The sequence below is a fragment of the Geomicrobium sp. JCM 19055 genome (genome assembly GCF_000698185.1).
Lineage (GTDB): Bacteria > Bacillota > Bacilli > Bacillales > Marinococcaceae > Geomicrobium_A > Geomicrobium_A sediminis.
On the sequence record NZ_BAXL01000001.1, the window covers coordinates 302,791 to 329,643 of the forward strand.

Here is a 26,853-nt window from a genome sequence, read left to right on the forward strand (position 1 = left end):
CAAAAGGAAGCTAAAATTAATCGGGTTTTTTTAACTTCGTCCAAATATGTTTACGACCGAGTTCAGGGTGAAAAAGAACATACCCGAGAAGGGCGACGAGTAATGCTTCACCTAGATAGCCAACGACTCCAGGGAAAATTGACCATACTCGTGTGAAAAGTAGGTTAATCGTCGTCCAAAAAACGAGTAATAGGACACCTGTCAAAGCGAGTCGATTGGCTTTTTCTTTCGGATAAGCAAAGATGTTCATGAGGGTTGTCCACCATCACTTTCTTGACGTTTTTGTACGGAATGGTCGTATAACCATTCGATATTTTCCAGACTCTTAAACGATTCACGGTGCAATTTGCTGGATTTGTGAGCAACCCTTTGTTGCGTTTCATTCCAATGGCTCTGTATATCATTGATGAGTGTCACGATGCCATTACCGTGCTTGCCAATCTCTAAGCTAAAGGAACTTTCATCAATCGATTCCATAAAGTGGCGAACTTTATGATGATACTCAACACCAATTACAGGCGTTCCTACCGTCACAGATAATATTAAAGAGTGAAGCCTCGTGCCAATAATTAAGTCTTGTTCAGAGGAGACACGCATGATGTCATGTGGAAGTAGCTGTTGATCAATAATCGTTGTCCGTTCTTGATGGGTCATCAACGCTTGAATATCTTTACTTACTTCAATGTCTTGTGGATATTTTGTTGAGAAGAAAGTGATAGTTGCATCATGCGTTTCAATGAGTTGGTCAGCAGCAAAAGCCATTCCTTGAATGTATTGTTGGTACTTAGTTTCATCATGTACGGGCCAATACTGTTGACTGTAATAAGGAGCTGCTGTCATCCCAATTTTAGTGAGGCGTTCGGTATGTTTTCGTTTAGGTGGCATTGGAATTGCAAATGCTGGGTCTGCAACGACTTTAATATCTTTTCTGTTTGAAATAGAAGCAATCAGTTGTTGTGAAGGTACATCACGAACACTCACGTGATCAGCTGCATTCACGAGTCTTTTTAAGAAAAACTTCCCGACTACCGTTCGAATAGGTCCTGCACCTACAGAATGAATGATAAGTTTACAGCCGCATTTTTTTGGCGGTCGTACCGAGCATGCTATACAAAGGCGCGTCTCTTCGGTACATATCCATCAACAATCCACCACCGCCAATGATGACGAGTTCCAAATCTTTCATTATATGTTTAGCAGCTTTAATCGTAGCAATCGCTGAACTTGCAGCTGTTCCTTTCTTTATTACGAGCGGAACGGCCTTTACGTTATACTGTTTAGTGGTTATGGCTGGATGGTTGCTAAATACGACGACTTCTTCTTTAGGTATCCCAATCACTTCGAGTTGCGAAAGTATACCGAGAAGAATCGCTTCATCTCCATTGTTGTTATGTCCGTAATTTCCAATAATCCCAACTCTCATATATAGAAGCTGCGCCTCTACACGTAGAGCGCATGCCATTCACCTCACAAAAACAAACTCCTATACTTGCTTCTTAGAAACAAGCACAATGCTTTCATTATACACCGTGACCTACAAAATCGATAGGTGATTTCGTTTGGTTCCGACAATTATTCGTATCTTTCTACTCATACCAACGTTATTCGCACTGCAACGTTACACAAACCTTCTAATATAGCAGGCATTAGACGCTAATTTGCATTATTCTCCAAGTATTGACAGTTTAATGACTTTCACTTAAGCTACACCTATTATACTATGAAAAAAAGGTGGGGTTTTTGTCGTGGGGAAACGGTTGTTGCGAGCACTTGGAGTATGTGCAATAGTAGGACCATTAATGATTGCGGATGCAGGAGCACAGTCATTTTCAACGGGAGTCAACCATGAAAGTAGTCAGGGGAATCATCATTTAAAAGTCAATCTTAATGATGTTCATACGAAGATGGGCATATCCTATTCGCAACCTTTGAACCAGTTAACATCCACACTGTCGCATGCAGAACGTGCATCAAGGGACGGTTTTGCTGTTGTAGGTGCCGTGAATGCAACGTTTTTTTGATATGAATCACCGCGATCAACCGTCATTTAGCTTAATTACAGATCATAACAAAATTATTAATTACGGCAGAAACTCACCAGACAGTAGTCATTATCGTCAACATCCGATTGCTTTTGGGGTCATGAGTGACGGGACGGCAATGATTGACCGTTTCGATAGTCGGTTACGAGCGAGTAGTGGAAGTCGAGAATTCTCGATACATAATATGAATGCTGAACGTTCGGCAAACTCTGTTAGTTTATATACACCTCAATTTGTTCGTGAACGAACAGGAACGAATGAGTATGGTGTGGAGGTTGTTGTTAGAGGTGCGGATCGAGATGCTGTACAAAATTTCGGATTTGGTGAAGTAATTGAAGGCACAGTAGAAACCGTAGGCTCATACGGTCAACCTGGTAATAGTCGAATTCCTAGTACAGGTTTTGTTTTATCAGGTCACGGAGATGGTGCAGATCACTTACGTCATTTAAGTCCTGGAGATTCTGTGAGAATTGAAGCGTCGATTGACTCGAAATGGCGCGACGCCGAGTTAATGCTAGGGAGTGGTCCACAACTCGTTAGAAACGGCCAAGTAGACGTTAGCATGGATCTTAATTCTTGGCGTGCGCAACAAGTTACAGAGCGTGCAGCTGTCGGAGTAAGTCGCGATGGACAAGAAGTGTTTATGGTGACGACACGAAACATGAACATGTTGCAGTTAGCTGAACATATGAAGAATTTAGGTGCGCATTCGGCATTGAATTTTGATGGTGGTGGGTCTCTACACTCGTGGGTAGACAAGACAATAATTTACGTGCTCTAAATCGTACAGGCTGGTTGCGTCCAGTTCCATCAGCGCTCCTTGTTGGGTATACAGGAGATCTTTCTGTGCCTGTGCAAGCGAGTATAAGTTTTGGAAGTGGAAACCAATTTCTCGTTGGTTCAACATTTCCTGTTTCTGTTGACGTGTTAAATGGAATTGGACAGAAAGTCTCTAGTGACGAAGCGAATGGTGAATTAAGGGTGAGCGCTTCAGTAGGAGAAGTATTAAATGGGCAAGTAACGGTCCAAAACGTTGGCTCAGGTGGGATTTCTTATTCAGTTGAAGGTAGCCAAATTGCAAGAAGACCGATCTCTGCAACGGATACGATTCATGATTTTGGGTTGCCAACATCGATTACGACTTCTGTGGATGGGCGAACGAATCTCGATGTAAAGCCAAAAGATTCTAATGGGAATGAAATTCGTTATGACGGATTACAAGTCGAAAAAGAAGTTGTAGGGAACGTAGGCCGAATCGATAGTCGCGGTCGTTTCCATGCCACGAATGCTGGAGACGGCGAAGTCATTATAACCATTGGTAAGGCAGAGAAGAAGGTGCCAGTTACAGTGACGGAAGCTTCTCCTTTTAATGATGTACAAACTAATCATGCTTATTATGAAGAGATTCTATTTGGAGTGGAGCGAGGCTTCTTTAGGGGTTATCCGAACGGAGATTTCCGTCCAAATCAAAATGTGTTAAGACAACACGTAGCGTCTGTCCTCGTTAGGGAGTTTGACCTTGAAGGTCAGGCAGCACCGAATCCTAATTATGTAGACGTTCCGGATGATCATGGGACGTTTAGTGAAATTGCAATTGCAACAGAACAAGGCTGGGTACAAGGGAATCGCTCAACTGGAAAGTTCAGACCTACTTCTGCATTAACACGTGGTCAAATGGCTATGGTTTTGACGAGAGCATATGACCTTGATGCTGGAGATGTAAGCACGTCATTCTCTGATGTTAAATCAAGCGATGAGCCTTATGAAGCCATTCAGGCTCTTGCAGCAAAAGGAATTACAACAGGTTATTCAGATGGAACATTCAGGCCAAATGAACCGATTTCAAGGGCTCACTTTGCAACATTCATGAAAAGGCTGATCGATCATCTAGAAGAATAAGAAATGAAGAAATACGCCACTCAGCATTAAAATGAGTGGCGTATTTTTAGTGTATTTCAATTGATTCTACAACAATTCGATTTCCTGCAGATCTTTCGTTGCTGTTACGTACAAAGATTTCTACATGGTGCTCATCGCCAGTTAGGTCGCCTGACTCAAATAACAACTGAGTGCGCTGATCTGTTGAGTTGTACGTATCAATGGTGTCAACGAAGTCACCATTAATATAAATATCTGCTTTCCCACCGATTCTTTCGGAATAACCGTACCAAGAAAAGGATTCTCCACGGAATGTAAACGTCAAAGAGTCGTCAGGGTGTTCGTTGTAGATAACTTGATTGTCACTAGCCATTTCATACCAGTGGGTGCCATGTAGTTCTATGGCTCCACTTTGCCCATCTAATTGATCACCAACGTCAGCAATTTCATAGGCGTCTACATAATAAATAGCTTCAATGTCTTCTTCATTAAAAGCGGTAACAGTACTCATTCCAGCTTCGTGAACCATCATCTGTTCATTATTGATAATTTCAATTGAGTCTGTGTTGTTAGAAATCCAGGTTGCATCATCTGATACAGATGGTAGAGAGATCTGTTGTTCCAAGGCTTCAACACTTAATTTCTCTAAGGGGACTTCCAATACTTCAATGTCTAATACTAACATTGGCTGCTGCTCTGCATCTGTGAAAGTAATTTCTGCATGACCTGGACTCGAGAGTGAAATATTCCATTCATCATCTACAGAAGCGACCGAGGAGTCAGAACTGCTTGCAGTTATTGATGAATCTCTAAAATCGAGTTGAATGGTCTGACCTACATTGTATCTACCCGTCCATTGGTCGATGAGATCATCCGCAGCTGTGCTGTTGATTGAAAACTCATCGGTATTCATAGATGAAATGGACACTTTCCCATAACCATCGAGCTCAAATTGGCGCATAAGATGAGACTGCATGTGTCTGCTACGGTCCGCTGCGAAATCACGTAAAACATCAATATGTTCAACCCACTCTTCCATTGAACCTATCGTTCCCCAACGCTCGATGTGAGATGGCATTTCTGGAGTTAACACATCTTTTTTTGCTCTCTATTTGATGATGTACATGCTCTGGAGAGAAGCGTGTACTCAAATAATGAAACGACCGATCGATGAATTCTTGTTCAAACTCTTCATTCTCTAATAAAGACTGAAAGATAAATGTTGCCCATTGGAACCGCGTAGTGATCAAGCGTTCAAGAGAATCTTCATGTGGACCTCTTAAACCTCTCATATCAAAACCAGCATCGGTATCAAATAAGGCGAACTGCCATTTCCCATGTGGCTTCTCTCGATAGAAGTATAGTTATTGTGTGGCCAATCATTATTATCAAAGTAGATTTGACTTATATAATAATCTAATAGGCTATTGAGGTTGATTTTCTGAGCTACCTTTTCATAGTTTTGAGATTCACTCATGTCATGTTCTCGAATAAATTGCTCAAGTTGCTCGTACGCAATCGTATCTCCGATTGATGCTGTAATACCATCATCAAACGTATGTTCAATAACATCGAGGTTTTCTTCTTGGATGTTATGTTTCAATCGGAAGTAATGATGATCGTAACGTTCTCTAATGTTGTAAATCCCCCAGTCATCCCCGTTAATAAAGAGACGTGCTGGTCGATATAATTGTGTGTCGAAGTCTAGGTCTTGCACTAATCCTTGCAATAGAGCATCTCGAAAGAATGTTTTATTATAGTCTTGTCCAGAGTTCCTTAATAGTAGGCGATTGAATCTTTGTCGTTCGTCAGAACCAAAAAAAATCATGCCTGAAGCGATTTTCCCCGTATTCGGAACGAGCATAAAGGCGGAACGATTTTTGATCTAGCGTTCTTGACTGATTTCCATGCATACGCACACCTGCATGTTGAGAGAGCGCTAGGCTACCATCGGTTTCAAATAGTTGAAGGTGAATAGGGCGTTCCCATTCCCGTCCTCTTTGCATGTAGTTTCCTGTGAATGCTGGCATGGGTGCATCATCACGGTGATAAATTCCTTTAGTGTATATACCGTATCGTTCATCGAATAAATTCGCTTCATTTGTAGTTAGTGCGATGATCGGTAAAGTACTGGACTCATTAATTAAATAAGATTGCACGAATTCTGTCGTATCATGATCTTGCTCTGGGAAAAATTTAGCTCTCACGTTCATTGTTTCGCTAATAGGAATTGGCTCTGTATACACCGTATCTTCGCTAGTCACCTCTGTATTATCTACGGTGTAGCGAATATTTCCTTCAGTAGCTGTGACCTCAAGTTGAAGCTCTAGAGTCTCAGAATAAAGCCCAGCTTCATGACTGAAATGTACGGTATATTCAGGTCTTGGTATATCAATCTCTAGTTCGCGGTCAAATAAGGGAGCTAATAGCTCTTTATCTTCTAAATTGTTACCTTGAACGTATAATCTTTCTACTAAATTAGGAAGGTGAACAATCGGTTCGATAGATGTAATATTGTTATAACGTAAGTTCACATCTTCAAGTTGATGAAGGTCACGCAATGGTTCAAGTGACTCAATTTCATTTTCTCGTGCATTTAAACTGCGTATAGTAGAATGATTTTTTAGAGAGTCAAGAGAAACTACGTAATTCTCTCTGATGTTTAAATGAGTAATTTGTGACTGATTTGTGAACACATCAATACTAGAAATGTTGTTATCTTCCAAGTTTACGTTCGTAAGTCTCCGCAAGTCTTTCAAGTAACTAATATCTTCAATTTTATTGCGAGAGGCATTTAGACTTTCAAGACTTTGAAAGTGCTGAATGCCATTAAGGTTTTCAATTTGATGGTTAGAAAGATCTAATTGTGTGATGCCTTGAAGGTCTTGAAAAGTAATGGCATCGTGTTCTTCTAGGTTCAGTTCAGATCGTATTGCTAATTCAAACTGTGGGTCATCAAATGAAACGTTACTAGAGAACAGGAACGCTAATGACCAAACACTGGCAAGAGCAACTAAAGCAAAGGCTAGTGTAAATACTTTCTTTTTAATGTCGTATGCCCCCAAGCTTTTCCGTGGTATAAAAGTTTATCGTACTAAGGTTTATAACTCTCGATGCAAAACTAACTAAGAATCGACCTTTACATTTATTGAGAGTAGATGGTTATCGAGATTATCAGAGAATATTATTGTTGATTCACCTGGCCCGATAAAAATAAGTTGATGATTGTTGTCTACAGATACGACAGAATCATCAGTAGATGAAGCATTAATTTCACTCGCCCCGGGAATATCAATTGTTAGTGGAACGTCTTTAAAGTATTGCCCTGTCCATCCTTCTTCAATTTCAACTTCATAAGAGGCTAGTGTAATCTGTTCGGTGGTAGCTTTCTCTATGTTTACTTCTACAAAGCCATGTAATTGGAAATGAGATTGAATATACTCACGCAAATGAGTAGGTCTGTTGGAAACAAATTCTTGTAGTTGTTGAATATGATGTTCCCATTGATCGTAATTATTCGGTTCTCCCCAACGATGGAAATGGTTATGCATGTCTGGTTCAATTGTAGTTACCATTGAAGATAGAAGTTCAGTTGCGTGATTAGGCTTAAATGTTGTGTTTAGCTGGTGAGCAAACCGTTGAATGAATTCATGTCTAAATTCTTCATTGGTTAATAAAGAAGTAAACAGAAATGTTACGAACTCATCTCTTTCCCTGCTTGTAATCCACGCCAAAGTGTTATGTTTGAAGCCTAGTTTATGATCAGTAATATTTGAATCGACATTTGAAAGGCTAATTGCCATTTGCCATACGGTCGTTCGCGCCAATAATACAGATCATCATACTTCCATTCAGTATTTGCGGCATAGATTTGTGCAATGTAAAAATCAATAAAGTTATCAATATCAATTTGAGTAGCGATATAGTGATAGCTCTCATCACTTTCAGCACCGTATTCACGTATGTATGCGAGCAAATGTTTGTAGTCTTCATTCTTACCTTCAATCGCGGTCCCATCACCTTCAAGCAAATCTAAGTCTTTTTCTATAACTTGTTGAGCAAAACGAAAATAGTGCGAATCATATCGTTCACGTAAATGATAAATTCCCCAATACTCGCCATTTAAGTAAAGATTTACTGACTGAGAACGTTGAGTTTCATAGTTTAAATTTCTAGTCAGATCATGGAGGAAAGGGTCATGTAAGAGGGTTCGTTCCCAGTCACGGTCACCATTGTGTAAGACGAGTCGATTAAATTGGTTACGTTCCTCAGAACCAAAGAATGGATATTGAAACCTGGCCTCTCCATAATCATCTCTTGCGTACAACCTCAAAGACTTTTGTTCTACGGAGGAATCTGTTTCAGCGTGAATTCGTACACCTGCATGTTGGGTAAAAGTAGAGTTGCCATCGGTATCAAACAGTTGTAAAAAAAGTTGGTCGCTCCCATTCCCGTCCTCGTTGCATGAAGTTACCTGAATACAAAGGGTTCTCCTCATTAGAATAAATGCCAGGTACATAGATCCCTTGCTGAGCGTCAAACAGATTTCGTTCATCCGTTGATAATGAAACAATAGGTAAGTGAGAAGTTTCATTTATGAAGTATGAATTAGCATGTTCATTCGTTTTCTCTGGCGTCTCTGGGTAGAACTTTGCTTTTATGGTTGTGTTTTTATGAATAGGGACCGGGTTCGTATAGACTGGATCTTCATCTGTTACTTCACTATTATCCGTCGTGTATCGAATTTCTCCTTCAGATTCCCCAAGTGTAGATAGTTTAATTGAGAAAGCTTGATCGTAGAATCCAGGTTCATGAGAAAACTGAATGTTATATTCTGGCCTTGGAATGTCTACGTCTTGGATCTCACCATAAAAGTCTGATAGTAAATCAAGGTCTTGTATAGGATTACCTTCTACATACAGTCTAGCTTGAAGAGAAGGTAATTGCGCGATTGGCAACAGTGACTCAATTTGATTGTACCGAAGATTAAGATCCTCTAATTGTTCGAGGTTTGCTAAGCTAGTAATTTCATTAATTTGGTTCTCTCGAACATTTAGTGCTCGGAGATAATCTAATTCTCTTAATGGTACTAAAGAAGCAACGAAGTTCTCACGAATGTTGAGCGTCTCAAGTTTTTGAAGAGCTTGAAGTGGTGATATATCTTCAATTATATTGTTTTCTAAATTTAGTTGTTCGATGGTTGTTAAATGTTGAATTTGAGAAATATCTTCAATTTTATTGTGAGATAAGTCTAGTGATGTTATACGTTCAAAATGCTCAATTCCAGAGAGATTGGAGATTTGGTAACCTGATAAATCTAACTCAGTTACTGTAAACGTTAGTGATTGGTCAATTTGATCGTCTTCATCTACATTTAGTTGTTCACGTAAAGCTTTATCAAGCATTGGATCATCAATTGAAAGGTTCTCACTTTGAGCAAATAGGTAGGCACTAGTCCAAACTGATAAACAAAGGCAGATGAGCAAAGCTAATCCAAACATTCGCTTCACCATTAAGCTTAACTCCCCCCTTTAATGTTTTTAAAAAGGCTGATGAATGACTTCACCAGCCTAATCAAGCAGTTATTTTTGTGGCATGTATACTTTCCATTTATCAAGTGAATAAGATTCCTTTTTTTTAACATACTTTGAGGAAAAATAAATACCCAAGGTTTACTCGTGTTTGCTCTTACTTTTAATTCCTTTGGTGTAAACGAAGCTTTAGCTAGTACATCGCCAGTAGCATCTTCAAGTACGAGCGGTACTTTCTCTAGATTAACCGTTTTTTTCAGAGCCATTTCTTATGAGGATGATTAACTGTATATCCCCATTCTCACGTGTAGCAGCCTTTAAACCAAGTAAATTAACTTCTGTAGCTTTTGGGCGTTCAAGTCGATCAACGAGTGACTTTAAATCCTCAATATCTTTACTAGGTAGTGTTTTTTGCCATTTCTCATCGAGATCTAAGGAATGCTTTCGTTGTGAAGGCTTTAATTGAAAAACAACTTTCCAACCGTTTTCAGGCTTTTCTTCTACATTTAACTCTTCCTTAGAAAAAGCAATAACCCAAGGTCGACTACTATTTGGTGGCAGTTTGCCGACTTCATTTAAATTTAATTGCTTACGACCAATAACTTGATCTTGATGATCAAGAAGTGCCAAAGTTGTCTCTTTTAACTCAATGGTCTTATCCATGCTATGGCGGATAAATACTGTCGCTTCCAAACTGCCTTCGTTGTTTTCTGGTTCTTCAATCTTAATACCAGAGATTGATAATTGATTCGGCAATAATGGTGGACATTCAATGTTAAGAAACTGAAAAGAGTAGATATCTTCTTGTGGTAGCTTCCAGTCAGGATGAATGGATAGTTCAGTTTCAACTTCATTCGTTGTTTCAACTGTACTTGCTACTTCGTCATGTAAAAGATCCTTAGAAAAAATAGGCGCTTCATTTCCTTCTAATTGCATCTGTTTGTCTTTTTTTTGAGAAAAAGTTACGCATGGTTTTTCACTCCTTTTGTTACTGATGTGAGCGGTCGTAAAATTCGAGCTAAGTACATTGAAGCATCACGCTCCACTTGGCTATACATGCGAGTAAATAACTCGTAACCTTCTTTATTGTACGTTCTTAGTGGATCTTCTTGACCGTATGAACGTAAGTTAATTCCCTCTTTTAATTTTGCCATATCTTCTAATTGCTTTAACCAATAGGAATCAATAACACTAAGCATTACCTTTCTAGCTTGAGCTTGTACTCCGCTTTTCTCTTGTAGGGGTTCAAGTATTGCAAGGTAATCATGTATTGCACTGTCAACGACTTGTTGGATGTCCTCAGTATCTTCCACTGCTGAAAACTCGTACTCAGACATGACGGGTAGCATGACTTGTAATGTTTCTTTTAGTTGTACGATGTCCCAGTTCTCAGGGACTTCTTCTTCAGGAGTATGCTCTTCTACGAGCCGCTTTGATGCTGACTTTAAGCTTTCAATCCAAATTGATAAGGGATTCTCGTCAGTCATAACTTTGTCACGCCACTCATACACAACCTTACGTTGGTCGTAGATGACATTATCCAACTTTAAATTGTACTCCCGAATGGAAAAGTTCCCTTGTTCACTCATATCTTGTGAACGATCAATAAGAATTTTTGCTTCTTCATCCGAAATAATGCCATTATCATTGATATGTAGTTTTGGTAGAAGTTCATCAATATCTTCTCGTGCAAACCGCTGTACCATATCATCTTCAAGTGAAATGAAGAATTGCGTAATCCCTGGGTCGCCTTGACGTCCAGAGCGGCCTTTGAGTTGGTTGTCAATCCGACGACTCTCATGTCTTTCTGTGCCGAGAATATAAAGACCACCGAGTTCAGCGACGCCTTCACCTAACATAATATCTGTACCACGGCCAGCCATATTCGTGGCAATCGTAACTTGGCCTTTTTGTCCAGCAAGAGAAATTAATTGAACTTCGTTTTCAACACTTTTTGCATTTAACAATTCATAGGGAACTTCAGCTTCATCTAAGTAACTAGCTACAGTTTCTGATTGGATAATAGAACTTGTTCCTACAATGACAGGTTGCCCTTTTTCGTGTAGCTCTCTAACTTTTAAGGCAACAGCGTTGTATTTCTCTGCGCTGGTTTTAAAAATAACGTCATCGTGATCGATTCGAATACGATCTTTGTTAGGTGGGATTTGTATAACGTCCATGCCATATAGCTGTTGCATTTCTTCTTCTTCAGTTTTTGCTGTACCCGTCATTCCAGAGAGTGATGGATACATTCGGAAGTAGTTTTGAACCGTAATGGTCGCTTGCGTTTTATTTTCTTGCGTGATTTCTAAATCTTCTTTCGCTTCAATTGCTTGATGTAACCCTTCACCTAAGCTTCTACCTTCCATAATACGACCAGTGAACATATCGACAAGTTTAATAACGTCCTCATCAACGATGTAGTCGACATCTTTATGGAACATAACTTTAGCCCGTAGAGCTTGAAGTACGAAATGATAGAGAACGTGGTGTTCGAGGTCATATAAGTTGTCAATTCCAAACGCCCGTTCAACTTTTGTAATCCCTGAATCAGTGAGGTTTACTGACCTTGCAATTCGATCATAAGAATAATCCTTATCTTCTTTAAACGATCGAGCCATTCGTGCACAAACGTAGTAAAGATTTGGGTGCACGGTCGTTTTCCCAGCGATGACAAGTGGCGTTTTAGCTTCATCAATAAGTACAGAATCGATCTCATCGATAATAGCGAAATGGAATGGGCGCTGTACCCGTTCAGCCATTGTGGTCGCCATATTGTCTCTTAGATAATCAAAACCAAATTCATTACCAACACCATAAGTAATGTCAGCGTTGTATGCTTTTGTTTTATCCTCTGGGGATAATTGAGAGTGGTTTAGTCCCACTTCAAGCCCTAGAAACTGATGTATTTGTCCAATCGTTTCGAAGTCACGTTTTGCTAGATATTCGTTAACCGTAATGACGTGTACACCTTTACCTTCAAGTGCTCGTAAATAGCTAGGCAAAGCTGCAACTAGCGTCTTCCCTTCTCCGGTTCCCATCTCTGCAATGTCACCTTGACTAATGGCTAGTCCACCAAACAATTGGACATCATAAGGTCGCATGCCGAGTACTCGAAATGCTGCTTCTCTTACAGCGGCAAACGCTTCAGGTGTAACCGCTTCAAGTGTTTCTCCGTTTTGGAGTCGCTCTTTAAGCTGGTGTGTTACTTGTTGTAATTGTTCATCTGTATAGCTTTGATAACTTGGTTCTAATTCGTTTACAGTTTGAGCGATTTTCTCAAACTTTTTAATTTGTTTTTGCTGGTGATCTGGAATAAACTTCTTCACAGCTGAAAACATGGTATGCATCCTCCTCATTGTTTCCGATCAGACAAACCAATAAATTGGAGTATTAATCTACACTTTCTTCTAAAAATTGTTGATAGAAATTAAGTGTGTCGTCCCCAAAGTTAGTAATGAGGTTTCTAGACGGTGCAAATGCCATTTCCATTGCATCTTGTGCACGTTCATCGTCGCCCATTTCCCGGTAGGCTTGACTTTGTAAATAATAAATTGACGCATCATCTGGAGAAAGCGTGGCTAGTTGATCGTAAATCTCAATACTTTCTTCATAATTGCCAACATGATGATGTGCTCTTGCAATTGTAAAGAACCCATCGCTCCCTAATTCCTCATCATTAGCGGAGTCTGCCCAAGCAAAGATCATCTCTGCACCACGCTCTACGTCACGGCCCGATTCCATTAATGCTCGTGCAAGCCTTAATGTACGTGTGTGATCCAAAGGGTCTGCTTCATATTGTTCAGAAAACGTTTGAATGGCATCATCCACTAGTCCTTCAGAATTAGGGAAAGGACTTTCGATATGTGCTAGCAAAGCATCGTAATAAAGGTTTGTAAAAGGTGCAGCTTCTTCGGGCTCTTCATTCACCCAATCTCTAAAGAAAACAATCCATTCATTATAGTGACCAGCATCTAGGTCGTCAGCGATAATACTTGAGACATGACTCGGTGATAGTTGATCAAGACGAGTTAAGTCAGACATGTTGTACATGACAGACTCATTTAAAGTGAAGTCATCGTCTTCTTCATACCCAAATTGTTCAAGGTCTACTTCACGTTCATTAGCGAGGTGACGTTCCATTCCCATCGTTGAACAACCGGTAAGAAAAAGTACCGACGAAAGGAATATCGGAATACATTTATTCATCGTAATCTCCTTTAAATTCTTAAGGTCTACACGGAGGTAAATCTAGTTTTCTACATCTAATTTAGTGTATAAGAATTACTTGAAAAAGAAAAGGTCATTCAAAAGATCTTTAAAGTTCTGACAATGAATTTGACGCTAATTGTCATGGTGAGTTTCAGTGAAATGACAAGAGTGATCCCGTTTATTAATGTTTTTTGTAACGAAACTGTTACGCTATGACAAACTTTTCCATGATATGCTATAATGCGAGCATATTTAACTAGGAAAAATGGAGGAGGGAAGAGAGAATCTTAATTTATAATTAAAGGGGTTTTGGCACATATGCGTCGACGTGTGTTTCTTTTCGCTCTAGTGGCTGTCGTTCTTTGCATGCCGTGGTTTACAGATTTACATAAAGGTTCTGTTTTTCAACCGTTAACGGCTGAAGCTGCTACTTTAGATGTGCCTTTTGACGGAACGGTTGTCGTTTCTTCTGCTTTAAACGTTAGATCAGGTCCAGGAACATCGTATGATCGTGTTGGACAGTTACGTAACGGATCAACGGTTAAGGTTCTCAATGTTCATAACCAAGGACAATGGTATGAGATAGAAATGAATGCTAGTACAGGATTTGTACATAGCAGCTACATTCAAAAAATAGAGAAGGACGTCCCGGACCAAGACGTCCCAAGTGAAGTAGAAAGAGAAGTGTTAGATCGAGCAGTCGTGACAGCGAATACTTTAGTTGTCCGAGATCGACCTAACGGGAGTTCTACAATCTTAGGTCGGTTGACTTCTGGTACCGAAGTTGAGATTACAGAATATCAAGAGAATTCTCGTTGGGTAATGATAAATTATCAGAGTGGTAATGCGTATACTCATCTTGATTATTTACGAATTGAAGAAGATCAGGCGCCAGAGCCACCAGAAATCGTTCAGCCAGAACCTGATCGTATTACTTCAATTGGTATCGTTACGCATCGAAATTTGGCAATTCGTCATGCAGCGAGTGGTACGGCTGAACGAGTAGGTGGTGCTACAACAGGCGATGCGTTAGAAGTTTATGGAGAAGTCAATGGAGGCCCGTGGGTAAAAGTGCGCTTTAATAATCGCGATGCTTACACACATAGTGGTCACTTAACCTTACTTGATGTAGCAGGTTCGTCGTTACCAATTATTGAGCGTGGGGTAGTGAATCACAATAACCTTGCTGTACGCACGAGTCCTAGTGGATCATCAAAACGAGTAGGTGCATTGACTCGAGGAGATGCGGTAATTATTCATGAGCGAATTGGTAGTGGCCCGTGGGTGAAAATTACGTTCAAAGGTGGTATTGCCTATACTCACCGTGATTATTTACGAATACAAGATAACCCATCCACACCTGAACCTACGCCACCAGCCGTTACAGATCCAGTTGATGAACTTGGTGATGTTGTAGCTACAGGTATTGTAAATACATCTTCAAGACTTGCGGTTCGAGTAAGCCTAATGGTTCTTCAGACTCTCTTGGACATTTACTAAATGGTAATGTTGTTGAGATTTATGAGTTCGTCAATGGGGGACCATGGGTGAAGATTTTATACAATGGGCAAGTTGCCTATACTCATGCGGACCACATGAATGTCACTCAAGTTGGAGAAGCGATTGAATCAGCCACTGTGAGTCATCACAACCTTGTTGTGCGGAGCGGTCCAGGGGCAAGTCACGCTATCATTCATCGATTATCACGAGGTACTCAAGTACAAATCTATGAATATGTGAATGATGGCCCCTGGGTTAGAGTTTCCTTCTCTGGAGGGGAAGGCTATACGAGTGTTGAGCATTTAATTGTTGGATCAACAGGGAATGGTCCGCTTGCAGGAAGAACAATTGTCATTGATGCAGGTCATGGTGGTCATGATTCTGGAGCAACAGGCAATGGTCTAGTAGAAAAAAACGCTTAATTTACAAGTTTCTAGAGAGCTTGCAAATCGTTTGGAGCGTGGTGGAGCCAACGTTATTATGACAAGGTCGAACGATACGTTCATTGAATTGGTTGAACGCGCTCGTATTGCAAATCGAGCCAACGCCGATCTTTTCATAAGTGTTCATGCAAATGCGTTTCCTGCTGCAAGTGCTAGAGGAGCAGAGACGTTCTATCATCCAAATGATGGTCCTGATAGTCGGAGGTTAGCAACTGCGCTTCAAAATCGTCTCGTTCGTGATACTGGAATGAATCACCGTCGAGTTGATCCTGCGAACTTCTCAGTACTAAGAAATACAAACATGACAGCTTCATTGATCGAGCTCGGTTTTGTAACGAATGCTGGTGATGCAAGCATTATGCGTCAACCTGGTTATCCGGCAAGAGCGGGCGAAGCACTGTACCAAGGAGTGCTAGACTTCTATCGTTAAGAAAAAAGCTACGTAACGACTCGTTACGTAGCTTTTTTTTGCCTCATAACTAGTAATATTTGTTATTATGAAAGAAAGAGATGGAGGGGGTACACCTATGAAGAAATTTTTGGGCGCTAGCGCATTAGTGGTAACATTGCTTGTTTACCCATCATTTGAGGCTAACGCAAGCTCCTTTAGCGATGTGAATGATTCGTATTGGGCAACTGAAGAAATTGAGTACATATTTTCTAAAGAAATCATTACAGGTTATCCAGATAGTAGCTTTCGTCCTGATCGGCAGGTGTCGCGCTCTCAGACCGCAGTGATGTTAGATCGTGCGCTTGAGTTAGATGATGTTTCAGAAGATCGAGACTTTGGAGATGTTGATGAATCGCACTCAAATTATGACGCCATTCAGAGAGTAAATGCTGCAGGGATTATGACCGGAGGGGAGAATGACCAATTCCGCCCTTCAGAACCGCTAACACGAGCGCAAATGAGTGCTGTATTAACGAGGGCTTTTGATTTAGAAGCAGATCGCGAAGTCGAGTTTAGGGATTTGAATCATTTGCATTGGGCTTATGATGAGATTGCTCCTGTTGTTACGAATTATATTTCGACAGGTAAAGGAGACGGAAGCTATAGCCCTAATGAGCAAGTGACTAGAGCGCAATTCAGTGTGTTCATGGCGAGGGCAATCAACGAAGACTATAGAACGTCATCAACGAACGAAACCTTTTACGGTGGCGAATGGACATTTGATGGAATTAGGATTGGAGATTCAGTAGAAGAGCTACAGCGTCTTCACGGTGACCCTGAGCAAGTGTTAGATAGTGAGTACGGATTCCGTTGGTACGTCTATCATGATGACTGGGATCGTTACATTCAATACGGGATTGAAGACGAAACAGTTGTTGCTGCATTAACACCTCAGGATCGTTGGCGTTCAACTAATGATATAAGTAAAGGGTCTAGCAAAACAGTAGTACGTGAGCAGTTAGGGAGCCGGAATCAATAGTCGTAAAAGATGGAATGCGCTATCGGGTTGACAATGGACAAAAAGATCTCTTTTCAGTAAATGATTACTATGTAACGTATTATTATGATTCACACAATAGTGATGAGGTTTCTAGCGTATTTGTTATTGATGAAGCAGTAGAAGATGAATATGATCAATACTATCCTGATGCAACAGGTACAATTCGTAACACGTATGAAACTCAAATTGTTTATCTCGTAAATGCTGTACGTGCCTCTTACGATTTAGGTTCACTAGAGCGTTTAGATGATGCATCAGAAACTGCCTTAAATCATAGTCGAGATATGGCAAGGCACAATTATTTTAGTCACACAAACCTTGAAGGTCTTAGTCCATTTGATCGAATGGATGCTGATGGAGTAGAATACCATTCAGCAGCCGAGAATTTGGCTCGTGGTCAAGTCCGCCCGTTGGATGCGATCGAGGGGTGGATGAATTCTGATAAGGGTCATCGTGAAGCGCTTCTTGGTAACTACACTCATACAGGTGTAGGGATTGCATTTGATGAATCTCGTAACAACCGTCCTTACTACACACAGCTTTATTATACGTTGCCATAAAACAAGGTATAGATTCAAAAAGCTAAGAGGGGTGCATGTTAATGCACCCCTCTTAGCTTTACTTATATTTGTTAGTTGATCGTGATTTCATCGATGCTTACATAACTTTCATCGTCTGCATTTTCGCTAACATCATCAACAACAATTGTTACGACGTGTTGTCCCTCTTCTAAGTCAGCAACTTCAAAGGAACTATTGTCGTCTTGGACTGTATCATGGAGCTCACCGTTAATATAAACAGAGGCTTCGCCAAACGGTAAGTCGTTTATGCTCGTCCATTCAAACCCAGTACCAATAAAACTAAATGTTGCCGTTGCTGCGGTTTCTTGAGAATAACGCATGACGTGATCTGTTTCATCGTCACGTGTTTGTTCAGACCATACTCCAACGAAGGTAACGGCACCTTCAGCATCAGGGTTAATCGTCGTGCCTGCTTCAGCAATTTCCTTAACGTGGGTATGATGTATTTCTACAATGTCGCCACTAGAATCCATTCCAAATAAGGTAGCAGCACCGTACTGTTGAGCTTCAAAAGTACCGTCCTCCTCAATAGCAATAATTTGATCATTACTACTAATCCAAGAGATTGTGTCGTTATGAGTAGGCGTGATGCTTCCTTCACCTAATTCAACATGCTCTACATCTTGCTCAACATGCTCAGTGTTGAAATGTAGATGAACGATAGAATCACCATCAACATTAGATATAGTAACATTTGCTTCCCCTTCACCAACAAGCAAGATTGAATTGTCGCTCGTAATTTGTGCGACATCGTCATTTGAAGATTGCACGTGAACTTCTTCGTTAAACTCAGTTGAAATTGGTGTGTTTGTAAAGTAAATGCCTGTGTCACCATCTTCAGCTCCAGATAAGTCGAAGCCTGCAAGGCCCCAGTCATCAATATGAGTATTAACGACTGTCATTTCACTCCAACCATCTAACGCAAAATGTTGGGCGATGTGAGCGCGATTAAACTGTTGACGATTCGTAGCGAAATCACGCAATATATCTACTTGGTCTTCCCATTCTTCAAGTGAATCAGGCTCATTCCAACGCTCAATATGATTCTGCATTTCCGGTTCTAATGCCGAATGGAACTCATTAATACGCTCTACAACACGGTCCGCTTCAAAACGAGTATTTAAATAATGTGCATAGCGGTTAATGAATTCTTGTTCGAACTCTTCATTTTGTAGTAATGAACGTAATAAAAATGTTGAATTGGCTGCGGCTTCATTCGTCGCGTGCTCCAATGTATTATGCATGGCAGAAGAGGCAGTTGTAGGTAGGGCGAAACCGAAGTCGGTATCATACATTGCCCAACGCCACTTGCCATGAGGTCGTTCACGCCAAATATTTACATTGTTGTTTGGCCAGTCGACATTACCAAAGTAAATTTGTGAAATATGATAATCAATAAAGTTATCAATATCAATTTCTTTCTTGATTTGTTCATAAACTTCAGGTTCAGAAGGATCAGAGGTTGTCATCATTGATCGAAGTTGCATATAGTCATGATTTGAACCTTCTACTTCGTCACCGTGTGTTTCTAATAAATCTAAGTCTTCTACAGAAACGTCATGAGCAAACCTGAAATAATGATTGTCGTAACGCTCACGAATGTTAAATAATCCCCAGTCTTCACCATTCACATAGAGCTTAGCTGGTCGATATAACTGAGTTTCCATATTTAGATCTTCAACGAGCGACTGCATCATCGCATCTCTGAATAGTGTGCGGTTCCAGTCTTGCCCTGAGTTTCTTAATATAAATCGGTTATAGTAATCACGTTCTTCTTCACCGAATAGTGGATGACGGAATCGGTTTTCCCCGTAATCTGAGCGAGCGTAGAAGCGCAAGGACTTGCGGTCTAGCGATCGTGATGCTCCGCCGTGAATTCGAATTCCGGCGTGTTGGGTTAACCCGATTTCACCATTGGGCTCAAACATTTGCATAAATACAGGACGTTCCCAATGTTGGCCACTTTGATGATAGTTACCTGTTAAGTGTGGATTATGAGCATCTGGATTATAGTAAATCCCTGGTGTATAGATGCCGTATTCTTCGTCCCAAAGGTTCGCTTCATCGGTAGCAATTGAAATGATGGGTAGATGACTTGACTCATCTACAATGTAAGATTGGCCATCTTCAGGCCCTTCTTCGCCGGTATCGCTAAAGAACTTTGCACGAACCGTCTGTCCTTCATTGATTGAAATGCTTTCATTATAGACAGGAGAGTCTTCAGTTACTTCGCTGCCATCAACGGTATATCGTAGAATACCATCAGCGTCTGCAAGAGTATCAACTTCTACAACAAAAGGTTCTTGATAGACCCCGCCTTGTTGAGAGAATGTTACATGGTATTCTGGGCGAGGAATGTCGATGTCCTCAATCTCATCATATAAATTAGTTAGTGTAAGAAGATCTTCAATAGGGTTTCCTTCAACGTAAAGACGTTCACGTAATAAAGGCAGCGTAAGTACTGGCTCGATGGATGTAATTTCGTTGTAACGTAAATTTAGATCTTCTAGAAATTCTAATCCTGAGATTGAATCAATAGATGTAATTCGGTTCTCACGAAGGTTCAAGTCTTCAAGATAAATGAGTTCTGTTATGGGCTCAATGTTTTCCACGTAGTTTTCCCTAAGGTTCAGGCTTGTTAACGACGATAATTCAGCTAAGTAATCAATCTCATGAACGTTGTTATCCTCAAGAGAAAGTGTTTCAAGTCTTTCATGTTCTGAAAGGGTTGAGATGTCTTCAATTTTGTTATTCGTTAAATCTAAGGAATTGAGCATTTCAAAATGTTCAAGGCCTGATAGATTTTCAATTTGCTGGTTAGATAAATCAAGTGAAGTAATTGAACGAGCAAGTTCTGCTGTAACACCTTCACCTTCTTCTAAGTGTAGATCTTCTCGTATCGCCTGTTCTAAAAACTGGTCTTCAAATGTAAGGTCTTGACTTTTGGCAGCAATAAAGGCTCCACCCCAAGCGACCCCGACAATAACGATAAGTGTGAGCAATATCGTTATATGTTTGACTTTCATAAAAGCCTCCTTATCGTTACTAGTAATTCATGATGTAGGCATTAGTAACGCTCTTAATATATCAAATTTGAAAGCAATCGGCAAAAAAACAAGCGATGAAAAGATATTCTTTTCATCGCTTTAATCGTTTTGTTTCTCGCCTGCGGTTTCAGTATGGTCCATAGGTGTAGAGTCATCATCAAGTTCTAGGTGATTGCGAAGTGCAATTCTTGAATTAGCAAGTGATGTGTCGTCCACATCAAAGTAAAACACACCATTCACGTAAGTGCCTTCACCTTCTAATTGATGTCGCTCAATGTCATCTAATGAAGTGACATAATTATGAAAAGCACTGATGTTATTGAAACTTCCAAAATTGTGCTTCATGTTGTTTTGGAGGTCTTGGAACGCTTGGCTGTAATTGGAGAGGTTAGAAACGGATGTTGCCTCTTCAATGAGTGCCTGAATCACTTCGGTTTGTCGCTCCCCACGAGCGAGGTCGCCGTCTGATTTACGGTGACGAACGTAAGCGAGAGCTTCTTCCCCAGTTAACGTTTGTTCCCCGGCTTGAATGTGATAGGCGTCTGGATTGCCATCTGCATCTTGTTCACTGAAGGCGTGAGGTGCATCAACGTCTACACCGCCGAATGTATTCACAATATCAATAAATGCTTGGAAGTTAAGCGTCATATAGTAATCAACGGGCACATCAATGAAGTTCTCAACTGTCTCTACGGCAAGATCAGTACCTCCAAATGAATGCGCGTGATTAATTTTGTCACGAGCTTCTCGACCTGGAATGCTTACGTATGAATCCCGAGGGATGCTTAGCATCTTTACAGATTGTTCGCTGTGATTAAATGTTGCCAATACGATAGCGTCAGATATTCCTGAAACCTGACCATCGCGATTGTCTACACCTAGAAATAAAACGGATATATTGTCTATGGAAGGGTCAACTTCAACATCTCGTTGCTTTGATACCGTTCCTCGATCGAGTTGTACATCGGTATCACGAGTAATTTGATCAGCTTGATAAATGGTATATGCAAGTCCAACCCCTACAGCAATAAAAGCCAGTGATGCAAGAGTAATCATTGAAACTATGATACGTTTCTTTCGACGTCTTTTGCGTTCAAGACGTAAGGAACGTGTTTGTTCTCTCGCCATAAAGCTGGCTCCTCCCATGCTTCGTTCACTTTAATTCAAAACACATTAAATATATTTTACATGATTAGTAGAACAAAAGTAAATAAAGTTATTTCTAAATGTGTCGGAATTTGTTGCCAAGCCTATGGCTGCTCAGAATCATCTAATTCTAGGTGGTTTCGCAATTTCAATCGCGCATTTGCAAGTGATGTGTCGTCAATTACAATCACTTCAGACCCGTCAATTCGTTCAAACGTTCCCTCAAGCTGAAATCGTTCCATACTGTCTAAAGAAGAGGCATATGAATGAAAGGCAATAAGTTCTTGAAAACCTTCAATATTATGATTCATATTATTCTCCAAGCTTTTAAATGCATCATCATAATTACTAATGTTAGAAATTGACGTAGCTTCATTAATTAATGAGGCAATGACTTCCGTTTGACGATTTCCTCGTGCAAGGTCACCGTCTGTGTTACGGTGGCGAACATAAGCGAGGGCCTCCTCGCCGTTAAGTTCTTGAACTCCCTCTTCAATAAAAATAGCATCGGGATTGTGTTCTGAATCTTGTTCGGAAAACGAAATATCGGAATCGACCGTAATGCCACCAAACGTATCGACAATTTCTATGAATGCTTGAAAATTAATCGTTGCGTAATAATCAACGGGTACGTCAAGAAAGTTCTCGACGGTTTCGACCGCTAAATCGTGCTCTCCATAAGCATGAGCATGGCTGATTCTTTCAGAGCCACGGCCTGGAATCTCTACATAGGAGTCCCTAGGGATGCTGAGCATTTTAACGCTGGAGTCATCACGATTGAACGTAGCTAAGATCATGGCATCACTTCGGCCAGAAACAGCGCCTTCGCGGCTATCCACACCTAGAAAGAGCACGGATACATGATCGTCTTGTATGTTTACTGACTCTTGGTCGGGGCGCAAATCAGATATCTCCCTTGGGAGTGGCTGGAACGTATCGTTCGTTAAGCCTGATATTTGTGACCATGCCCACGTTAATCCGCCCCCTACAACGAGGAATAAAAGTGTCGCTACCGTTATGAAAAAGACAGCAATTCGTTTCCTTCTGCGCCTTCTACGCATTTTACGTCGTTGGAGTGTTCTTGATTGTTGTTCTTCTTCCATAGGAACCTCCTTTCTTGACTATTTCCCGGGAAATTTGTCTAACTTTGTTCATTATTGGATTATCTTTTTTTTCGCGATCTTCTTCAACATAGGACGTTTCTGTTGCATTGAACGTTACACGATCGTTCGAAATTTCTACGAGCCAGTTTTCATAATTTGTTGTTTCTTCAACGGGTGCAGCTGTGAGAAAGGTTACATTTTCTGCATAGTTTATGTCAATTAACGTGTACGTTGATTGACGAAGCTCATTTTCTATTTTTCCTAGCAATTCGTAGGAACACGTTACTTCGTAGTGTTGCATTAGGCTTCGTTCGACTGCTCCAATTTCTTCTATACCTACGGAAACACTGCTTCCATATGCACGAATCAACCCGCCTGCACCAAGCTTAATTCCTCCAAAGTACCGTGTTACAACGACAACTGTATCTTTTAGTTTTTGTTTGAGGAGGACATTTAGCATAGGCACTCCTGCAGTACCCGAAGGTTCGCCATCATCATTGGCTTTTTGAACTTCATCATTTTCACCGATTACATAAGCAGAGCAGTTATGAGTTGCGTTCCAATGTTCCTTTTTAATCGTTTCAATGAATTCTTTAGCATCATTTTCAGTTGTTACCCGTTTCATGTGTGTAATAAATCTTGATTTTTGTATTGTTTGTTCAGCTTGACCCGTTTTTTTAATTGTATAGTACGAATTGAGCATAAAGTGGAATTTCCCCTTTCGAGACTGTAACTACTTTATAATGTTTTTGTAACACACGAAAAGCGATAAACATGATAGTGTCAGACATGTCAGCGTTTTGTATAACAACTGACGCAGAATATGTTATTTCTTGAACTTTTCTTCTTAATAGCCGTTTAGACCTCTAAGAATGTGCTAAAATAATCATATCGAATCGCACGAGAGTGTCAAACAAACGATTCGAAAGGCTGGTGATTATGGAATGGGTTCTAAACAATCGCTAGACCAAATCATTGAGCAAATGATGGAAACGGTTAGAGATAGTAAAGAACAGATCTTTGAAATCTGTGAGAAAACGAGAAAAGAATACGCGGGGTTGGAGATCGAATTAAAAGATTTGCGTGTGAAAGTAGCGGAGATTATTCGATTGACAGATCAGAAAGAAATCCATGCCAAATTGGCCCGCAACCGCTTAGCAGAAGTTAGTCGTGAATTTGGAAAGTACAGTAATGAAGAAGTTCGGAAAGCGTATGAGCATGCCAACGAACATCAAATACAATTGGCCGTATTGAATCAAGAAGAAAAGCAAGTTAGGGAACGACGGGATCAAGTCGAGCGGAGGTTGCTCGAGCTTGAGGACACGATTGAAAGAGCAGAATTGCTCGTTGGACAAGTGTCAGTCGTTCATAATTTCCTCGTTGGTGACTTACGTGAAGTTGGAGAAATTGTTGAAGACGCGAAAGAAAAGCAAGCTTTTGGTCTGAAGATTATCCAAGCGCAAGAAGCTGAAAGAAAACGTGTTGCGAGGGATATTCATGATGGTCCTGCCCAGCTTTTAGCGAATGTGTTACTTCGCGCTGAATTAGTTGAACGTCTCTATTATGATCAGGGTATTGAAAGTGCACTTCAAGAAGTTAAGGACGTTAGACAAGCAATTAAGATGAGTCTTGCTGACGTAAGGCGAATCATTTATGATTTACGGCCAATGGCTTTAGATGATCTTGGCTCATTCCCACATTGCGAAAGTATTTAAGCTCAGTAGATGAGCGTGAAGACATGAATGTGAATTTACGTTTTCTCGTACTAGGCGATGAACGAAGAATGGAGCCGAATTTAGAAGTCGCGCTGTTCCGCCTCGTTCAAGAAGCTGTCCAAAACGCATTAAAGCATGCAAATGCGTCTCAAATTATTGTTAAAGTACAGTTACTACAAGAGCGGGTACTGCTCATTGTCTCTGACGATGGTTTAGGGTTTGATCAATCAGAGAAGAAAGAAGGTAGTTTCGGTATAATGGGTATGAAAGAGCGAGTCAACATGCTGAAAGGTCAATTTACCATTGAGAGTGCTAAGGGTAAAGGGACTAAGTTAATGTTTTCCGTACCTGTTGAATTAAAACAAGAAGTTTAATAGACTTTGAATTTTAACGCGACGCACGAGGAGTAGATCCTTGTACGCGGAGAGGTGAGTATAGTGATGTTAGATCGAGAACAGGATCAAATAAAACTTCTTCTAATTGATGATCATAAATTATTTAGAGAAGGTGTCAAACGTATATTGGCGATGGAGAACGAATTTGATGTTGTCGCTGAAGGAGACGACGGTAGCGAAGCTGCTGAACTCGTAGCGAAACATCGACCAGACGTTGTTCTAATGGATATTAATATGCCAGGCGTTAATGGAGTAGAGGCGACAAAGCATCTTATTGAAAGATTCCCTGATGTGAAAGTGTTAATTCTTTCCATTCATGATGATGAAACGTATGTGACACACGTATTAAAAACAGGTGCTGCAGGCTATTTATTGAAAGAGATGGATGCAGATGCTCTTATTGAAGCAGTGAAAGTGGTCGGTTCAGGTGGAGCGTATATTCACCCGAAAGTCACGCACAACCTCATTAAAGAGTACCGCCGATTAGCAACTGGTGATCGTGTTGCGGCAACAAGCGATCAAACTGAGGTTGGTTTTAGAGAAGTGGAATACCGCAAGCCGTTGCACATTCTGACACGTAGAGAATGTGAAGTTCTACAACTGATGACTGATGGTTTTAGTAACCGTATGATCGGTGAGGACCTCTATATTAGTGAAAAGACTGTTAAGAACCACGTAAGTAATATCCTTCAGAAGATGAACGTAAACGACCGTACGCAAGCTGTTGTTGAGTCCATTAAAAAAAGGCTGGGTAAAAGTAAGATAACAAAAAAGTCGGAGCATCTTACGTGCTTCGACTTTTTTTTCTGTTTTTCTTTCATTTAGTTTGAAAAAAAACTTATAGTATACATAGGAACATAATGGAGAAGTGGGGTCCAAATATGTCAAAAATAGCGATTGTAACCGACAGTACAGCATATCTTGATCAGGAAACGATCGAGCGATATCAAATTAAAGTACTTCCTTTAAGTGTGAACTTCGGGGAAGAGACAATTGAAGAAACTAACCTTGGATACGAGAAGTTTTACGATAAGATGAGAAACTTCCCCAATCTACCAACGACCTCTCAACCTGCACTCGGTCATTTCATTGAAACGTACGAGCAATTAGCAAAAGACCACGATGCAATCTTGTCGTTTCATCTATCCAGTGGGATTAGTGGAACGTTCCAAACAGCTGTGAGTGCAGCACGTTCAATTGAACATGCGAAGGTATATCCTTTTGATAGTGAGATCAGCTGTGAACCTCAAGCATTTTTCATTAGGGAAGCTGCACAAATGATCGAAGACGGCAAAGATGTGGATGAAATCTTCAAGCGTTTATCAGAGGTACGTGAAACGTTACAAGCCTACTTCATCGTTGATGACTTAAATCACCTTCATCGTGGAGGGCGTTTAAGTGGTGCGCAACGCTTAATTGGTAGTGCACTTAAAATTAAGCCGATCTTAACGTTTGAAAACAAAGTCATCGTGCCTTACGAGAAAGTTAGAACGTACAAGCGAGCTTTGCAACGAGTCTTAAGTTTTCTTGATCAGTCAGCAAGTAAAGGTAAACAAATAAATGCTAGTATCATTCATGCGAATGCCTTACCTGAAGCAGAGCGAATTCAAAAGGAGATCCAGGAAAAGTACGATAACGTTACCGTTCCATCTCATATTTTGGCCCTGTTATTGGTACGCACCTCGGTGAGAATTCTATTGGAGTGACATGGTACGAAAGTAATTAAAAGACGGCTTAGCGTCTCAGGCTGTTGAGAAACTTAAACGGACCAAAAGTGTACTCGTAAATGAGTAAGCGGCTTCTGTGGCT

General features: G+C 40.5%; 23 protein-coding genes and 5 pseudogenes. 11 read left to right on the forward strand and 17 right to left on the reverse strand.

Annotated elements, in window-relative coordinates:
- Positions 1-16 precede the first annotated feature (16 nt).
- Genes JCM19055_RS01605 through JCM19055_RS22300 form a run of 3 tightly spaced genes read right to left on the reverse strand, consistent with a single transcriptional unit; the run spans position 17 to position 1,423 of the window.
- Positions 17-250: a hypothetical protein gene (locus tag JCM19055_RS01605; protein WP_042358232.1), complete on the reverse strand. Its 234-nt coding sequence runs from the start codon at positions 248-250 to the stop codon at positions 17-19.
- Complete coding sequence (locus JCM19055_RS22295) at positions 247-1,137, reverse strand: polysaccharide pyruvyl transferase family protein (protein WP_081833355.1); 891 nt, start codon at positions 1,135-1,137, stop codon at positions 247-249. The genes JCM19055_RS01605 and JCM19055_RS22295 overlap by 4 nt, the downstream gene beginning before the upstream one ends.
- A complete protein-coding gene (locus JCM19055_RS22300; RefSeq protein ID WP_193745259.1) occupies positions 1,070-1,423 on the reverse strand; it encodes a polysaccharide pyruvyl transferase family protein in 354 nt (117 codons plus the stop codon). The genes JCM19055_RS22295 and JCM19055_RS22300 overlap by 68 nt, the downstream gene beginning before the upstream one ends.
- A gap of 322 nt (positions 1,424-1,745) precedes the next feature.
- Here JCM19055_RS22300 and JCM19055_RS01615 point away from each other — a divergent pair, with 322 nt between their 5' ends.
- Genes JCM19055_RS01615 through JCM19055_RS22305 form a run of 3 tightly spaced genes read left to right on the forward strand, consistent with a single transcriptional unit; the run spans position 1,746 to position 3,941 of the window.
- Entirely contained in the window at positions 1,746-2,021 is a 276-nt protein-coding gene (locus tag JCM19055_RS01615; protein WP_042358233.1) for a hypothetical protein, read from the forward strand.
- Positions 2,005-2,823, forward strand: a complete 819-nt coding sequence (locus tag JCM19055_RS01620) for a phosphodiester glycosidase family protein (protein WP_042358234.1) — start codon at positions 2,005-2,007, stop codon at positions 2,821-2,823. The genes JCM19055_RS01615 and JCM19055_RS01620 overlap by 17 nt, the downstream gene beginning before the upstream one ends.
- Entirely contained in the window at positions 2,790-3,941 is a 1,152-nt protein-coding gene (locus JCM19055_RS22305) for an S-layer homology domain-containing protein (RefSeq protein ID WP_052365772.1), read from the forward strand. Before JCM19055_RS01620 ends, JCM19055_RS22305 begins: the two co-directional genes overlap by 34 nt.
- Before the next feature lie 46 nt (positions 3,942-3,987).
- Here the strand turns inward: JCM19055_RS22305 and JCM19055_RS01630 are convergent, their stop codons facing one another.
- From JCM19055_RS01630 to JCM19055_RS01670, 10 genes and pseudogenes are all read right to left on the reverse strand, one after another.
- Positions 3,988-4,998: a hypothetical protein gene (locus JCM19055_RS01630; RefSeq protein ID WP_265181652.1), complete on the reverse strand. Its 1,011-nt coding sequence runs from the start codon at positions 4,996-4,998 to the stop codon at positions 3,988-3,990.
- A pseudogene (locus JCM19055_RS31035) lies at positions 4,943-5,784 on the reverse strand (CotH kinase family protein). Before JCM19055_RS31035 ends, JCM19055_RS01630 begins: the two are co-directional and overlap by 56 nt.
- Entirely contained in the window at positions 5,729-6,985 is a 1,257-nt protein-coding gene (locus JCM19055_RS01640; protein ID WP_042358237.1) for a leucine-rich repeat domain-containing protein, read from the reverse strand. The pseudogene JCM19055_RS31035 and the gene JCM19055_RS01640 overlap by 56 nt, the downstream one beginning before the upstream one ends.
- 60 nt (positions 6,986-7,045) lie before the next feature.
- On the reverse strand, positions 7,046-7,654 hold the full coding sequence (locus JCM19055_RS01645) for a CotH kinase family protein (protein WP_042358238.1): 609 nt from the start codon (positions 7,652-7,654) through the stop codon (positions 7,046-7,048).
- 17 nt (positions 7,655-7,671) lie between these two features.
- Positions 7,672-8,439, reverse strand: coding sequence for a CotH kinase family protein (locus tag JCM19055_RS01650; RefSeq protein WP_370542943.1), 768 nt, complete (start codon positions 8,437-8,439; stop codon positions 7,672-7,674).
- Positions 8,336-9,433, reverse strand: coding sequence for a leucine-rich repeat domain-containing protein (locus JCM19055_RS01655; protein WP_042358240.1), 1,098 nt, complete (start codon positions 9,431-9,433; stop codon positions 8,336-8,338). Before JCM19055_RS01655 ends, JCM19055_RS01650 begins: the two co-directional genes overlap by 104 nt.
- A 5-nt stretch (positions 9,434-9,438) precedes the next feature.
- Positions 9,439-9,717, reverse strand: a complete 279-nt coding sequence (locus tag JCM19055_RS31040; RefSeq protein ID WP_052365773.1) for an SLAP domain-containing protein — start codon at positions 9,715-9,717, stop codon at positions 9,439-9,441.
- Positions 9,695-10,387, reverse strand: a complete 693-nt coding sequence (locus tag JCM19055_RS01660) for an SLAP domain-containing protein (protein WP_052365774.1) — start codon at positions 10,385-10,387, stop codon at positions 9,695-9,697. The genes JCM19055_RS31040 and JCM19055_RS01660 overlap by 23 nt, the downstream gene beginning before the upstream one ends.
- Positions 10,388-10,413: 26 nt before the next feature.
- Positions 10,414-12,792, reverse strand: a complete 2,379-nt coding sequence (gene secA2, locus JCM19055_RS01665; protein ID WP_042358241.1) for an accessory Sec system translocase SecA2 — start codon at positions 12,790-12,792, stop codon at positions 10,414-10,416.
- A 52-nt stretch (positions 12,793-12,844) separates the two neighbouring features.
- Positions 12,845-13,660, reverse strand: a complete 816-nt coding sequence (locus JCM19055_RS01670) for a lipopolysaccharide assembly protein LapB (protein WP_042358242.1) — start codon at positions 13,658-13,660, stop codon at positions 12,845-12,847.
- 321 nt (positions 13,661-13,981) lie between these two features.
- Here JCM19055_RS01670 and JCM19055_RS01675 point away from each other — a divergent pair, with 321 nt between their 5' ends.
- The 5 genes from JCM19055_RS01675 (at position 13,982) to JCM19055_RS01690 (ending at position 17,617) form a co-directional block, all read left to right on the forward strand.
- Positions 13,982-15,163, forward strand: a complete 1,182-nt coding sequence (locus tag JCM19055_RS01675; RefSeq protein ID WP_042358243.1) for an SH3 domain-containing protein — start codon at positions 13,982-13,984, stop codon at positions 15,161-15,163.
- A 47-nt stretch (positions 15,164-15,210) separates the two neighbouring features.
- A complete protein-coding gene (locus tag JCM19055_RS22315; protein WP_052365775.1) occupies positions 15,211-15,585 on the forward strand; it encodes an SH3 domain-containing protein in 375 nt (124 codons plus the stop codon).
- A 31-nt stretch (positions 15,586-15,616) separates the two neighbouring features.
- Positions 15,617-16,036 (forward strand): N-acetylmuramoyl-L-alanine amidase, encoded by a 420-nt coding sequence (locus JCM19055_RS22320; protein WP_081833362.1) that lies wholly within the window; start codon positions 15,617-15,619, stop codon positions 16,034-16,036.
- 97 nt (positions 16,037-16,133) lie between these two features.
- The gene (locus JCM19055_RS01685) at positions 16,134-17,036 is read left to right on the forward strand and encodes an S-layer homology domain-containing protein (protein WP_042358244.1); all 903 of its coding nucleotides are present in this window, start codon (positions 16,134-16,136) and stop codon (positions 17,034-17,036) included.
- Positions 17,033-17,617, forward strand: coding sequence for a CAP domain-containing protein (locus tag JCM19055_RS01690; protein WP_265181676.1), 585 nt, complete (start codon positions 17,033-17,035; stop codon positions 17,615-17,617). Before JCM19055_RS01685 ends, JCM19055_RS01690 begins: the two co-directional genes overlap by 4 nt.
- A gap of 71 nt (positions 17,618-17,688) precedes the next feature.
- Here JCM19055_RS01690 and JCM19055_RS01695 read toward each other — a convergent pair whose 3' ends face one another.
- The 4 genes and pseudogenes from JCM19055_RS01695 to JCM19055_RS01710 all read right to left on the reverse strand — a co-directional run.
- The gene (locus JCM19055_RS01695; protein WP_042358246.1) at positions 17,689-20,664 is read right to left on the reverse strand and encodes a CotH kinase family protein; all 2,976 of its coding nucleotides are present in this window, start codon (positions 20,662-20,664) and stop codon (positions 17,689-17,691) included.
- A 120-nt stretch (positions 20,665-20,784) separates the two neighbouring features.
- Positions 20,785-21,813: an LCP family protein gene (locus JCM19055_RS01700; protein ID WP_042358247.1), complete on the reverse strand. Its 1,029-nt coding sequence runs from the start codon at positions 21,811-21,813 to the stop codon at positions 20,785-20,787.
- 122 nt (positions 21,814-21,935) lie between these two features.
- Positions 21,936-22,934, reverse strand: a complete 999-nt coding sequence (locus JCM19055_RS01705) for an LCP family protein (protein WP_081833365.1) — start codon at positions 22,932-22,934, stop codon at positions 21,936-21,938.
- 79 nt (positions 22,935-23,013) lie between these two features.
- Positions 23,014-23,637 (reverse strand): annotated as a pseudogene (locus JCM19055_RS01710) (YigZ family protein); the annotation flags it as partial.
- A gap of 241 nt (positions 23,638-23,878) precedes the next feature.
- Between JCM19055_RS01710 and JCM19055_RS01715 the strand changes: the two are divergent.
- The 3 pseudogenes from JCM19055_RS01715 to JCM19055_RS01725 all read left to right on the forward strand — a co-directional run bounded on the left by JCM19055_RS01715 (position 23,879) and on the right by JCM19055_RS01725 (position 26,770).
- Positions 23,879-25,023, forward strand: a pseudogene (locus JCM19055_RS01715) (sensor histidine kinase).
- Between the two features lie 66 nt (positions 25,024-25,089).
- Positions 25,090-25,810, forward strand: a pseudogene (locus JCM19055_RS01720) (response regulator).
- A gap of 115 nt (positions 25,811-25,925) precedes the next feature.
- Positions 25,926-26,770: pseudogene (locus JCM19055_RS01725) on the forward strand (DegV family protein).
- The last annotated feature ends 83 nt before the right edge of the window (positions 26,771-26,853 follow it).

Coding starts and splice junctions, on each gene's coding strand:
- JCM19055_RS01620 (WP_042358234.1), top strand. CDS start 2,005: ATGCAACGTTTTTTTGATATGAATCACCGCGATCAACCGTCATTTAGC.
- JCM19055_RS01685 (WP_042358244.1), top strand. CDS start 16,134: ATGAAGAAATTTTTGGGCGCTAGCGCATTAGTGGTAACATTGCTTGTT.
- JCM19055_RS01675 (WP_042358243.1), top strand. CDS start 13,982: ATGCGTCGACGTGTGTTTCTTTTCGCTCTAGTGGCTGTCGTTCTTTGC.
- JCM19055_RS01670 (WP_042358242.1), bottom strand. CDS start 13,660: ATGAATAAATGTATTCCGATATTCCTTTCGTCGGTACTTTTTCTTACC.
- JCM19055_RS22300 (WP_193745259.1), bottom strand. CDS start 1,423: ATGAGAGTTGGGATTATTGGAAATTACGGACATAACAACAATGGAGAT.
- secA2 (WP_042358241.1), bottom strand. CDS start 12,792: ATGTTTTCAGCTGTGAAGAAGTTTATTCCAGATCACCAGCAAAAACAA.
- JCM19055_RS01660 (WP_052365774.1), bottom strand. CDS start 10,387: ATGCAATTAGAAGGAAATGAAGCGCCTATTTTTTCTAAGGATCTTTTA.
- JCM19055_RS01605 (WP_042358232.1), bottom strand. CDS start 250: ATGAACATCTTTGCTTATCCGAAAGAAAAAGCCAATCGACTCGCTTTG.
- JCM19055_RS01700 (WP_042358247.1), bottom strand. CDS start 21,813: ATGGCGAGAGAACAAACACGTTCCTTACGTCTTGAACGCAAAAGACGT.
- JCM19055_RS31040 (WP_052365773.1), bottom strand. CDS start 9,717: ATGGCTCTGAAAAAAACGGTTAATCTAGAGAAAGTACCGCTCGTACTT.
- JCM19055_RS01655 (WP_042358240.1), bottom strand. CDS start 9,433: ATGGTGAAGCGAATGTTTGGATTAGCTTTGCTCATCTGCCTTTGTTTA.
- JCM19055_RS01650 (WP_370542943.1), bottom strand. CDS start 8,439: ATGTACCTGGCATTTATTCTAATGAGGAGAACCCTTTGTATTCAGGTA.
- JCM19055_RS01705 (WP_081833365.1), bottom strand. CDS start 22,934: ATGGAAGAAGAACAACAATCAAGAACACTCCAACGACGTAAAATGCGT.
- JCM19055_RS01695 (WP_042358246.1), bottom strand. CDS start 20,664: ATGAAAGTCAAACATATAACGATATTGCTCACACTTATCGTTATTGTC.
- JCM19055_RS01630 (WP_265181652.1), bottom strand. CDS start 4,998: ATGCCATCTCACATCGAGCGTTGGGGAACGATAGGTTCAATGGAAGAG.